This window comes from Mucilaginibacter sp. PAMB04274, from assembly GCF_039634385.2.
GTDB lineage: Bacteria > Bacteroidota > Bacteroidia > Sphingobacteriales > Sphingobacteriaceae > Mucilaginibacter.
The window spans coordinates 885,001-897,298 of the sequence record NZ_CP155081.2 but is presented as its reverse complement, the minus strand read 5'-3'; the positions used below and the strand labels follow the sequence as shown (position 1 = coordinate 897,298).

Genomic DNA, 12,298 nt, shown 5'->3' with positions numbered 1-12,298 from the left:
AGATATTCATTTTAACAAGCATGCTTAAAAAGTTTTTCCTGTACATAGCTATTCTGTCTCCCTTGTTATTATCGGCACAAACGCCCGAGACGTTTATAGTCAACGGCCGGCTCAATACGGTTAAAACTCCTTTAAGGGTATATTTGAGCTACCTGGTTAATAATAAAAAAGTGCTCGACTCTACCGTACTGGTTGATGGCAGTTTTCAGTTCACGGGCAAAATACCGGCGCCGGTTAGCGCACTTATGCTGGTTGACCACAAGGGAGCAGGTTTTAAAGGTTTTAAGCCAGATGATGACGTACTGAGCTTTTACCTGGAAAAAGGCAATATATACATTGCCGGAGCCGACTCCATCTCCAACACGCAAATTACGGGTTCAGCCATAAATGCCGATAACGAGCAATTGAGTACAGCCATGGCCCCCATATACCTAAAAGGGCAACAACTGCAGGCCGAGCAGCGCGCAGCCACGGCCGACATGCAACGTTCGGCCGTTTATCAGAATACTTTGCAAGATAAGTTTCAAGCTATTCAAAAAGAGCGGGAGGCCGCGCTCAGAACATTCATTATTGCGCATCCCGACAGTTATTTAAGCCTGATGGCCTTAAGCTCAATGGGTGGGCCATCGGCAGATTTGTCTGTTATTGAGCCTTTGTATAACAACCTGGCCACAAAGCTTAAAGAAACCGATGCAGGTAAAAAACTGCAGCAGTCGTTTGTTGGATTAAGGGCAACCGCCATTGGTGTTACAGCACCCGATTTTACCCAGCCAGATACCGCCGGAAACCCGATTAAGTTATCATCTTTAAGGGGCAAATATGTACTGCTCGATTTTTGGTCATCCAACTGCGAACCTTGCCTACAGAGTTACCCAAACCTGGTTAGGGTTTATGAAAAGTATTACAAAAAGTTCACCGTTCTGGGCGTATCGCTTGATAAAGCCACTTATAAAACAGCCTGGTTAAATGCCATCAAGCAAAATAATTTAGATTGGACCCAGGTGAGTGATTTTAAAGAATGGAACAATGAAGCAGCAATGCTGTATTATGTGAACGCCATACCGCAAAACTTTTTGATTGATCCTGATGGCAAGATTGTAGGCAAAAACCTTCGCGGCGCAGCGTTGGAAGGCAAGTTAATTGAACTGTTGTTGAAGTAGTTTTTAACTGTCCGTAACGCAAAGCGCATACATTACTGCAAACATTCTCTTTTTAAATTGCTTACGTTATTATCAAAAAACTTAAGCGCAATGACCTTTGAAGAAGCTGAAATATTACTAGACGAAAGCCGGCACTTAATAGGCGAAGAACATAACGGTTTAACGATACAGGAAATCTTGATTGTTCCATTCCCGGTTGATTACGACAGCCTGACGGCAGACTTATTGCGATTAAAAGACCTGGAGCCCTACATGCCCGATACCACTTACCCTGATTACGTTTTTATGGCAGTACATGATCTGGAAAACTGGTCGATAGGTTCACCCTTGCCTGTTCAGGAACTACCTTACCTACCAAAACCATAAGTATAACTTCTATCTATTTAGCTCCTTCTTCAAGTTAACTACTTGAGATAAGTAAGGCAATTTTATACATTTGCGTTATACCAAAAGGTGATGGTGCTCCACCTAATTGAACCGCTTGCAAAAGCTGATGACGCCTGCCCGGTAAATTGTAATTTATGGCACTGCAGGTTTATGTATAAACTTTTTTCTTCCAGGCATTATTCGGCCTTACAGTATTTACTCCGTTGGACGATCGTAACTATTCCGGTGGCCGTAGCTGTGGGCAGCATGGTTGCCCTATTTTTGTGGCTGCTTAACTGGAGCATTCATTATCGTTTTGCACATACCTGGCTTTTATATCTACTGCCTTTTGCGGGTATTGCTATTCATTTTTTGTATAAGCTTTACGGTCAGTCTGCTGAAAAGGGCAATAACCTGATTATTGACCAGATACACGAGCCGGGAGCCGGTATTCCTAAGCGCATGGCTCCACTTATTTTGGCAACCACCGTAATTACGCACTTGTTTGGCGGATCGGCCGGGCGCGAAGGCACTGCCGTACAGATAGGCGGCAGCATAGCGCACTGGATTGGCAGCTTGTTTAAACTCAACGCTAAAGACTTGCGCATTGTGCTTACGGCAGGCGTAGCAGCGGGCTTTGGTGCCGTGTTTGGTACGCCGCTGGCAGGTACTATATTCGCCATGGAAGTAGTTACCATAGGCCGCATTCAATACAATGCGCTTATCCCCTGCCTTATAGCCGGTTTAATAGGTGATGCTACTGTAGCAGCCTGGGGCGTGCAGCATACCACCTACCATATTCGATATTTAACCACAGGCCAAACCATTTATGGCCATCACATAGCCGTTAACTTTTGGTTGCTTGTAAAGGTTATAGTTTCATCCGTATTTTTTGGATTAGCGGCTTATGCTTTTGCCAAAGCCGTACATGGGATTAAAACATTAGCCAACAACTTCATTAAAACAGGCTGGATGATTCCGGCTGTGGGTGGCATAATCATTATCTTGCTCACGCTCCTCTTAGGTAAGCCCGATTATTTAAGCTTGGGGGTAGAACCCGAATACCCCGGCGCAGTAACCATTGTATCGGCCTTTGAGCAAGGTGGGGCACACTTTTTTAGCTGGTTGTGGAAACTTATCTATACCGCCATTACACTTGGCACCGGCTTTAAGGGTGGCGAAGTTACCCCCCTTTTTTACATTGGTGCCACGTTGGGCAACACCCTTGCCAATATATTTAACGCACCTGAGAGCTTGTTTGCAGCTTTAGGCTTTATAGCTGTTTTTGCCGGCGCATCAAACACACCGTTGGCCTGTACCATAATGGGTATTGAGCTATTTGGCAGCCAGCACGCCCTGCTTTTTGCGGTGGCCTGCTTTACCGCCTATTTTTTTAGCGGCGATACAGGCATCTACAGCGCACAACGTAAAGGCGTGGAAAAATATAGTGTGGATGGAAGTGACAGATTAATGAACGGACTTTTCAAGAAGAACTAAGTTCATCACCAAAATCAAAATTTATAATTCAGGAACGGCAAATACTTTTTAATCCTATTTTATTACATATAAGGAGCGATAGCCAAGTGGTAGTCTCTTAGGTATGATGTACAAATTACATTTTAAATAAGACTTTCTGCTGCTGCTCGAAACACTGAGCGCTATTTAACCTGCAAATTCTTTGCTACCTCGTTAACCAGCATATCTACCCATAACATATACATTTTACCCGACGGATGTAAACCATCGCCAGCAACCAGCGTAGGGTCGGCAATGGCCTGGCGTGATATAGGCGTAATATTAGTATAGCTTACGCCCGCTTTGTCGCTTTCTTCCTTGTTAATGGCATTGTAAGCATTAATTTCTTTGGCTATCTGGGTCATATCACGCCCCTGGCCAAAAGGCGTAACACCCCAGTCAGGAATGGAAATAACAAATACACGCTTTTTATTGCCGTTGGCATATATTAAAGTAGTATTCAGCAATTGCACAAACTCGGTACGGTAGGTATTAATATTATAGTTGCGGTATTGATTATTAACGCCAATAAGCAACGTAACTATGTCAAACTTCCGGGTAATGTTCTGCGCTTTAATTTCGTTAATCAACTCATCAGTTGTCCATCCTGTTCGTGCTATGATAACTGGTTGGGCCGCTTTATAATTAGCTTTATTAAGCGCAGCACTCAGCTGATACGGGAATGACTGCGCAGCGGGTACAGACTCGCCAATGGTGTAGGAATCGCCCAAGGCGAGGTAGCTTACAGCCGAGCCGTCGCCGGTAAAGGTTGTGCCGGGTATTATGGTTGGCACTGATCCATATTGTACATCGTCCATATTTTTGCCGGAGCAGCCCATCAGGGCGGTTATTATTAGCAGGGTTAAACTCAGGTTTCTCATCCAAAAATCTCCATACCAAAAAGTACGGAAATTTCCTGCTTTAGGATTTTTTTTACTTCATTCAAATCTACATCGCGGCCCAGCTCCTGGTTTAAAGAGGCTACAGCCTTATCCTCAATGCCACACGGTACAATGTTTTTAAAATAATCGAGATTGGCGTTTACGTTAAGTGCCAGCCCGTGCATAGTAACCCAACGGCTGCAGCGTACGCCCATAGCACAAATTTTGCGGGCATGCTCATTATCAGCATCCAGCCAAACGCCCGTGTAACCGGGGTAGCGGCCAGCTGTTATACCGTAATGAGCTAATGTGTTTATAACAGCTTCTTCGAGGGTACGCAGGTAAAGGTGAATATCCGTAAAAAAATTGTCGAGATCCAATATAGGATAGGCTACCAACTGTCCCGGGCCATGGTAGGTAATATCGCCACCACGATTTATGGGATAATAAACAGCGTTCTTTTCTTTCAAACCTGCTTCATCAAGCAACAAGTGGTCGGCCTTGCCGCTTTTGCCCAAGGTGTAAACATGCGGATGCTCACAAAACACGAGGTAATTGGGTGTCAGAATATCATCTTCCGGTTCTTGGCCTGCCGCAACGGCCAACTGTTTATTACGCAGTTGTGTTTTAAGTTGCACACTGGCCGAAAACAAATTTTCCTGTTTATCCCAGGCTTCTTTATAATCTATCAGTCCCCAATCCTGATATTCTACCCTCTTGTTTTTCATGGTTTATGCTTTTACGTAACCAATCATGTAATCCTCGTACTGCAAAAAATCAACTTTATAATCTATGTGCAGTTCGCCTTTATGTAAATGCGCTTGCAGGCTACCTTCGGCGGTAAACGGAAAACGCTCTAAAGCAATATTATCTAAGAACGACACTTCCTTTTGTCCGTAACATTTGTAAATGGCCTCTTTGGCACACCAGCACACATAAAGGTGAGCAATCTTGTTATCCGCATCAATAGCAGCCTGTTCCTCATGGCGCAAAAACTTAGGTGCTATGCGCTCCACTTTTTGCTTAATCTGCTCAATATCTATTCCCACCGGTCGGCTTTTGCTTATCATCACGGCAGCATAATCAAACGAATGACTGAGTGAGATATGGTAAGGCATATCATATAGATAGGGTTTACCGTGAGTATCAATGCGGCAATCAATATAGTTAGTAGTATTGAGCATGGTGCGCAGCAGCACCCGTGTACCCAGCCAGTGCAGGTGCCTTTTCCCATTAGCCAACTGATCAACATAAGCCTTTTCCTGCTCGTTTAGCTGTAGTTTATGGTACAGCGTATCAGCATCTTCCTCTATGCGCCAAAGGGCTATTTCGGTATCGGCATCAACCTGCTTTCTGAATGCTATGGCCATATGTTAAATTAAAAAACAGAGCGCAAAATTAGCTTAAATAATTATAATTTAGGCGGTGCAAGCCGTCACCCCAAAATGATTTTATCAGACAAACGTATTTTAGAGGAAATAGAAAAAGGCAGTATAATTATTGAACCCTTTAAGCGTGAGTGCCTGGGCACAAACTCTTACGATGTGCATTTAGGTAAATACCTGGCCACTTACCGTAACAGGGTGCTGGATGCTAAAGTACATAATGAGATAGACCAGTTTGAGATTCCGAAGGAAGGCTTTGTGCTGCAACCGGGCACCTTGTACTTGGGCGTAACGGTGGAGTATACCGAAACACACAAGCATGTGCCTTTTTTGGAAGGAAAATCAAGCACGGGCAGGCTGGGTATTGACATACATGCCACAGCAGGTAAAGGCGATGTGGGCTTTTGCAACACCTGGACCCTCGAAATATCGGTAGCACAACCTGTGCGCATTTATGCAGGAATGCCCATTGGCCAGCTTATTTATTTTGCGGTTGAAGGCGATATAGAAACGCTTTATAACACTAAAGGCAACGCTAAATATAACAATCCTACTACAAGACCGGTTGAAAGTATGATGTGGAAAAATAAATTCTAATTTATACGTTATTAGGTTATAACTAAGTAACTTAACCTCAATTTGCTTGTTATTCTTTAAGTACGCAAACGCATATACCCTGCCTTCATAAAAATGAACCTCAAAAAAATATTTGCCGGCCTGGTTATACTGGCTGTAACGGCTGCAGCTACAGGCTTTGTTAAATTTGATGATGATCCTATCATTAAGAAAATTGTAGACCAGCTTGAAAAATGGACAAGTGACCACCCCCAAGAAAAAGTTTACCTGCAACTTGACAAGCCTTACTATGGCGTTGGCGACAATATTTGGCTAAAGGCTTATATAACCGTAGGCCCCGAACACCGGCTATCGGCCCTGAGCGGTGCTTTGAATGTGGAACTGCTTGATGAGCAGGACTCAGTTAAACAATGGATTAAGTTGCCGGTTACCAGCGGCGTTACCTGGGGCGATCTGGCCCTGAGCGATACCCTACAGGAAGGCAACTACCGCATAAGAGCTTACACCAACTGGATGCGCAACGCCGGGCCAGACTATTACTTTGAGAAAAACATAGCTATAGGCAACGCAGCAACCAATACGGTTTTTACTAAAGCTACCTATAGCTATACTAAAGCCAACGGTGCACAAAAGGTAGATGCTAACATAAATTATGTTGATCTGGACAACGCGCCTTACGCCGGCAAAGAAGTTAGTTATGCGGTTAAACTCAACAACAAACAAATTTTAAAAAGTAAAGGCGTAACTGATGATAAAGGTAACCTGGCGGTAAGCTTCCTTAACACAACACCTGCGGCAACATCATCAGGTAGTATTGTGACCAATATTAAGGTGGCCGATAAAAAGACCGTTACCAAAACCATCAGCTTTAGTTCGGCCTCCGGACAGGTGGATGTTCAGTTTTTTCCTGAAAGCGGCAACCTTGTGAATGGCTTGCGTTCAAGGATTGCGTTCAAGGCTGTTGGACCAGACGGACTGGGCGTAGAGATCAAAGGTACTGTTACTGATAATGACAATCAGGAACTGGCTGTTATAAGCACGCGCCATTTAGGTATGGGCATATTTGCCATAACACCACAAAGCGGTAAAATTTATAAAGCGCAAATCACTTACCCCGACGGCTCACAAAATACAATTACCTTACCTCAGGCTTTACCACAAGGCTATGTACTTACAGTAAATAATAACGATACAGCCAGCATAAGTGTACGGGTAAACGGAGCTGCCGGTGTAGATAGCAAAAATGTATACCTAGTTGCGCAATCATCCGGAGCGGTTTGCTATGTGGCCCGCAACAATGCGGGATCAAATTCCTTTAGCGCTGTGATACCGAAAAGTAAATTTCCATCAGGGATTGCACAGTTCACATTGTTCTCGGCTACAGGAGAACCATTGAACGAGCGCATTGCCTTTGTACAGCGCCAGGACGATTTGCTTAAACTGAGTGTAAACGCCGATCAGCCTAATTCGGCACCGCGCCAAAAAGTTAAGATCAGCTTAAATGCACGCAATAACGGTGGTAAGCCCGTAGTGGGTGTCTTTTCAGCTGCGGTAATTGACGAATCGAAGGTACAAAGCGATGAAACCGCCGAAACCAGCATTATGTCGCAGTTGCTCTTAACCTCTGATTTAAAAGGCTATGTTGAGCAACCCAACTACTACTTTACTAAAGCTACTGAAAAAACTGCCGCTGATTTGGACATATTAATGATGACGCAGGGCTATCGCCGTTTTGAGTGGAAGCCTTTGATGGCTAACCAATTGTCCCCAACTTTGTATCAACCCGAAAAATCTTTACAAATATCGGGCACTTTAAAAACATCAGGCGGCAAACCGGTACCTAACGGTAAAATTATGTTACTCACAACTGCCGGCGGTACTTTTATATTAGACACCGTTGCCGACAGCCAGGGCAAGTTTGCGTTTAAAAATCTGGTATTTAAAGATAGTATCAAGTTTGTACTACAGGCCCGCACAGCTAAGGGCAGTAAAAATGTGGAGATTGCGTTAGACAATCTGCCATCTCAGGCTAAGATGAGCAGCAAAAGGATGCCCGACCTACAAATAAACAGTGTAGCTGCCCTTACATCCTACCTCAAATACAGCAAAAAACAGTATGACGAGGAAGCTAAATATGGCATTGGCAATCATACCATTATGCTTAAAGAAGTTACCGTAACCGAAAAGCGTAAATCGGCGGTGAGCAACTCCTCTAATTTGAACGGGCCAGGTAACGCCGACCAGGTAATTACCAGTGATGCGCTCGATAAAATGGGTTGCGCCACAATTGATCAATGTTTGCAGGGCAGGCTGCTGGGTGTGATTTTTAGAAATGGCATACCGTATTCTACCCGCAGTTTCAACAGCCCGATGCAGTTAATTGTTGATGGAATTTATGTAGAAGGCGATTATTTAACCACTATCCCTCCATCTAACGTAGCTAGTGTTGAAGTACTACGTACCATAGGCAATACCGCTATTTACGGTAGCCGCGGCGGCGGCGGTGTACTTATTATCAACACAAAGCGTGGCGGAGAATACGCTTACAATGCCTCGCAGATCTATTCACCAGGCATAGTGACTTATACCCCTAAAGGGTTTTACAGCGCACGCCAGTTTTATGCGCCTAAGTACGATGATCCTAAAACCAACACCGTACTGGCCGATTTGCGCACAACTATACATTGGGTTCCGAACATACTGACCGATAGTAATGGCAACGCCTCATTTGAGTACTTCAACGCAGGCAGCAAGGGCACCTACCGCGTAGTGATTGAAGGCATAAACGATGAAGGCTTTATTGGGCGGCAGGTATACCGGTACCAGGTGCAGTAGAGGATATAGCCCGCGTAGCGTTTTTTAAGGGATAAGCTTTGAAGTTTGAGGCTTTTAGTATCTTTGCGTTGATATGCCAACTGAAGTACAGGAAGAAACGCTAACGCTTGAAGAGATACTGGCGAGCTTAAAAGAAATGCACCGCCTTATATTGTGGAACGATGATGTGAACACTTTTGAGCACGTGATCTACTGTATGATGAAGTATTTGGATTACACTGAATCGCAAGCTGAAAAAATTGCCTGGAAAGTGCATAATGAAGGTAAATGCGCCGTACTGGAAGGCTCATTCACTGAAATGGAAGTTTACCGCAAAATACTGCAACAGGAAGGGCTAACTGTTTCAGTAGATTAAGCCGTTCTAATTAGCTTCGACCGATCTCCTTTAAATACAACTATATTCTGTCCCCGTACAAGTGCACTCAGCATTTTATAAGGACATATTTACCCATTTAGTGGGTAACCCATTTTGTTCATGATGTTTCACAAAAATTCATGCCCAAAAGGTAGCACAAAGCCTAATGAATAAGTCACCATTTTCGTTACTAATCCCGTAATGTAGGCTTCAGCCATTAGCCATCTTCACTAAGTGTCCTGATAATTAACACTCTGGCAAGCTTATAGGTATATTAATGGCCAAACCGCCATCGGAAGTTTCTTTGTATTTGGAGTTCATATCAAGCGCGGTTTGCCACATGGTTTTTACCACGGCATCTAAGCTTACTTTGGCATTGTCGGGATTACTTTGTAGGGCCAGTTGCGAGGCGGTAATGGCTTTTATAGCACCCATGGTATTACGTTCGATGCAGGGCACCTGCACCAGTCCGCCAATGGGGTCGCATGTAAGGCCAAGGTGATGTTCCATGGCTATTTCGGCTGCCATCAATACCTGTCTTTGCGAACCACCCAGGCACTCTGTTAAGGCCGCAGCTGCCATTGCTGAAGATACACCAATCTCTGCCTGACAACCGCCCATCGCTGCCGATATAGTGGCGCCTTTTTTAAATATACATCCTATCTCAGATGCTGTCAGCAAAAACTGAATGATACGCTCATCGCTAAAGCCATCGCAAAAAGCAATGTAATACATCAATACCGCAGGTATCACACCGGCAGCACCGTTGGTAGGGGCTGTAACCACGCGGCCAAATGAAGCATTTTCTTCATTTACTGACAGCGCAAAGCAGCTTACCCAATCAAGTATGTTCTGAAAACCGTTACCTGTTTGGCGTACCATATTTACCCATTCGTTAAAATTATTGTAGTCGCGGTTACCAATAAGCCTGCCGTTAAGGCCGGCGGCCCTGCGGGCTACGTTCAGGCCTCCGGGTAAATAACCCGTTGTGTGGCATCCCCTGTAAATACATTCTTTAATCACCCTGAAGATTTCTAGCACGCCTTCTTTGGTTTTAGCCTCGGGGCGCCAAGCCAGCTCGTTCTCCATTACCACTTCCGATATTTTCAGGCCTGTTTTGCGGCACCAGTGCAACAGTTCGTCGGCGGTATCAATAGGGAAAGGTAAATCTACTTCCGTTACACAATTGCTTTCGGCCCCCTCTTTAACTACAAAGCCGCCACCTATGGAGTAGTATGTTTCGGAAATAGCCTTGCCGCTGCTTAAAAATGCCTGAAAGGTAACTGCGTTAGGATGAAAGGGCAGACTTTGGCTGTACAAGAATAACAAGTCGTCTTCTGTAAAAAAACTAACCTGGTGACTGCCGCCCAGCTGAAGCTGGTGTAAACGTTGAATTTCTTCAATGCGGTTATCCAGCTGGTCTACCGGAAAAGTTACCGGATCATACCCGCTTAAGCCGAGCAGTATGGCAATATCGGTACCATGCCCCTTACCCGTTTTAGCCAGTGAGCCGTACAATAATATTTTAATTTGAACAACCTCGTTCAAAGCGTCCTGTTGCTGCAAAAGCTGCACAAACTGCTGCGCGGCACGCCAGGGGCCAAGCGTGTGTGAACTGGATGGGCCAATACCAATCTTAAAGATATCAAATACAGAAATCTGCTCTCGTTGCATGTACCGCAAATTTACATATAGCAAATTTGGTAACGCTATTGGTAAAGTAAAATTATATAGATAACTTATGCCACTAAACAAAAACAATCACTCAAAATGGAACAACCTCCTTTTTCTCAGCAACCTTTCTCACAGGCTCCTATGCCACGCCCTAAAAACTGGCTGGTGGAATCAATCCTGGTAACTTTATTTTGCTGCTTGCCATTGGGCATTGTAGGCATTGTAAACGCAGCCAGCGTAAACAGCCGTTATGATGCCGGCGATTACAATGGCGCTTTAGCAGCATCGCAGGCTGCCGGTAAATGGACTAAAATCGGTTTCGGTATTGGTATAGTATTTATTATATTATATGTTATTTTAGTATTTGTAATAGGTATTGGCGGCGGATTGGCCGGATACAGATAACATTTGAAAAAGCTATACTTTGCATTAACAGCACTGGCCGTTGTGTTTTTGCTGTGGCTGTATTACAATTACAACCCGGCAAAGTATAGCTTTTTTTTGCAGTGCCCCTTTCATAAACTTACCGGGTTAGATTGCCCGGGCTGCGGCTCGCAAAGGGCGGTATTTTGTTTGCTGCATGGCGACGTAAAAGGTGCCATACATCAAAACTTGCTGTTAGTTGCCAGCTTGCCTTTCCTGGCCATACAGGCCGGTTATAGAACCAAAAGCTGGCTAACAAAAAAAGACCATAAATGGGCTTTACTTTACCACAAGGTTACCCCGGTGGTGGTTGGCGTAATTACAGTTGCTTACTTCATCATCCGCAATTTGCCCACTTATCCTTTTAAGCACTAAAATTACTATTGCTTGTGGCAACAATGTGGTTATAATCTTTAATTAAGGTTTGCAAAAATTGCAGATCGTCCATAAATGGTTTCGTTTCCACACTCAAATGCTCCTTTACTTTTGCGGCCATGTTATACACAACCGTGGTGTTGCCGGTTTGCATGTAAGTATTAATTACTTCATGCATTAATTCTATATCCCTGTCATTTAACTGCGTAGCTTCCTTATAAACAGGCTCATAGCTTTGATCAACCGGCGCGAAGGCTACCTGATCCATTTGTGTACGTGGCTCAGTTTTAATTAGCGTGGTATTGGCTACAATATCGCCCACACGCTGTTTTTTGTCAGATACGGCTACAGTGATAAGCGCGCAAAGATCGGAGGTTAAGCTAAAATCTACAATCCGGAAAAGCCAGCGCAACAAGTATTGCCCAATGCTGGGCTGCGCACCATCTAAACTTACTACCTTAATCTTCATTACCCGTTTGCCAATACTCTGTCCATTCAAAAAAATTTCGCAAGCCAGATCATAAAACACATACAGTGTAAAATAAGTACCAATTACAAGCCCAATAACAACGTCACCCAGCGTTTTATAATTACTGGCTATGGCAATAATAACCAGCATAATCATTATAATTATAAACAAAGCTATATCTACCAAACGAGCCAGTATACGATCGCCAAGGCTGGCTACTTCATAGTCAATATCGATATTTTGGGAGGTGTGTATGGTAACGGTTTGCATGCTAACAAATATAT

13 protein-coding genes and 1 riboswitch are annotated in these 12,298 nt (G+C 44.1%); of the genes, 8 read left to right on the top strand and 5 right to left on the bottom strand.

All coding sequences use genetic code 11. From position 1 onward, the window contains the following. Positions 1–20 precede the first annotated feature (20 nt). From ABDD95_RS03770 to ABDD95_RS03760, 3 genes are all read left to right on the top strand, one after another. Entirely contained in the window at positions 21–1,160 is a 1,140-nt protein-coding gene (locus ABDD95_RS03770; RefSeq protein WP_345950566.1) for a TlpA disulfide reductase family protein, read from the top strand. 90 nt (positions 1,161–1,250) lie between these two features. Next, positions 1,251–1,526 carry a hypothetical protein gene (locus ABDD95_RS03765; RefSeq protein ID WP_345950565.1) on the top strand — a complete coding sequence of 92 codons (276 nt, stop codon included), beginning with the start codon at positions 1,251–1,253 and terminating at the stop codon, positions 1,524–1,526. Positions 1,527–1,603: 77 nt separating this feature from the next. Beyond that, a riboswitch (Fluoride riboswitch) is annotated at positions 1,604–1,670 on the top strand. A gap of 27 nt (positions 1,671–1,697) precedes the next feature. Further along, on the top strand, positions 1,698–3,023 hold the full coding sequence (locus ABDD95_RS03760) for a voltage-gated chloride channel family protein (RefSeq protein ID WP_345950564.1): 1,326 nt from the start codon (positions 1,698–1,700) through the stop codon (positions 3,021–3,023). 161 nt (positions 3,024–3,184) lie between these two features. Here the strand turns inward: ABDD95_RS03760 and ABDD95_RS03755 are convergent, their stop codons facing one another. Genes ABDD95_RS03755 through ABDD95_RS03745 form a run of 3 tightly spaced genes read right to left on the bottom strand, consistent with a single transcriptional unit; the run spans position 3,185 to position 5,292 of the window. Then, positions 3,185–3,922, bottom strand: coding sequence for an SGNH/GDSL hydrolase family protein (locus ABDD95_RS03755; RefSeq protein ID WP_345950563.1), 738 nt, complete (start codon positions 3,920–3,922; stop codon positions 3,185–3,187). After that, a complete protein-coding gene (gene lipB, locus ABDD95_RS03750; RefSeq protein WP_345950562.1) occupies positions 3,919–4,650 on the bottom strand; it encodes a lipoyl(octanoyl) transferase LipB in 732 nt (243 codons plus the stop codon). Before lipB ends, ABDD95_RS03755 begins: the two co-directional genes overlap by 4 nt. A 3-nt stretch (positions 4,651–4,653) precedes the next feature. Continuing rightward, positions 4,654–5,292 carry a 4'-phosphopantetheinyl transferase superfamily protein gene (locus ABDD95_RS03745; RefSeq protein WP_345950561.1) on the bottom strand — a complete coding sequence of 213 codons (639 nt, stop codon included), beginning with the start codon at positions 5,290–5,292 and terminating at the stop codon, positions 4,654–4,656. A 75-nt stretch (positions 5,293–5,367) separates the two neighbouring features. On the opposite strand from ABDD95_RS03745, the gene dcd reads away from it, so the two are divergent. From dcd to ABDD95_RS03730, 3 genes are all read left to right on the top strand, one after another. Next, positions 5,368–5,904, top strand: coding sequence for a dCTP deaminase (dcd, locus tag ABDD95_RS03740; RefSeq protein ID WP_345950560.1), 537 nt, complete (start codon positions 5,368–5,370; stop codon positions 5,902–5,904). Positions 5,905–5,997: 93 nt separating this feature from the next. Next, complete coding sequence (locus tag ABDD95_RS03735; protein WP_345950559.1) at positions 5,998–8,718, top strand: TonB-dependent receptor plug domain-containing protein; 2,721 nt, start codon at positions 5,998–6,000, stop codon at positions 8,716–8,718. A gap of 73 nt (positions 8,719–8,791) precedes the next feature. Beyond that, on the top strand, positions 8,792–9,073 hold the full coding sequence (locus tag ABDD95_RS03730; RefSeq protein ID WP_345950558.1) for an ATP-dependent Clp protease adaptor ClpS: 282 nt from the start codon (positions 8,792–8,794) through the stop codon (positions 9,071–9,073). A gap of 246 nt (positions 9,074–9,319) precedes the next feature. On the opposite strand, the gene ABDD95_RS03725 is transcribed toward ABDD95_RS03730, so the two are convergent. Further along, positions 9,320–10,747 carry an L-serine ammonia-lyase gene (locus ABDD95_RS03725; protein ID WP_345950557.1) on the bottom strand — a complete coding sequence of 476 codons (1,428 nt, stop codon included), beginning with the start codon at positions 10,745–10,747 and terminating at the stop codon, positions 9,320–9,322. A 96-nt stretch (positions 10,748–10,843) separates the two neighbouring features. On the opposite strand from ABDD95_RS03725, the gene ABDD95_RS03720 reads away from it, so the two are divergent. After that, the gene (locus ABDD95_RS03720) at positions 10,844–11,152 is read left to right on the top strand and encodes a CD225/dispanin family protein (RefSeq protein ID WP_345950556.1); all 309 of its coding nucleotides are present in this window, start codon (positions 10,844–10,846) and stop codon (positions 11,150–11,152) included. Positions 11,153–11,155: 3 nt separating this feature from the next. Continuing rightward, positions 11,156–11,545: a DUF2752 domain-containing protein gene (locus tag ABDD95_RS03715; protein WP_345950555.1), complete on the top strand. Its 390-nt coding sequence runs from the start codon at positions 11,156–11,158 to the stop codon at positions 11,543–11,545. Here the strand turns inward: ABDD95_RS03715 and ABDD95_RS03710 are convergent. After that, positions 11,535–12,284, bottom strand: coding sequence for an RDD family protein (locus ABDD95_RS03710; RefSeq protein WP_345950554.1), 750 nt, complete (start codon positions 12,282–12,284; stop codon positions 11,535–11,537). The two genes, ABDD95_RS03715 and ABDD95_RS03710, sit on opposite strands and share 11 nt — an antisense overlap. Between the last annotated feature and the right edge of the window lie 14 nt (positions 12,285–12,298).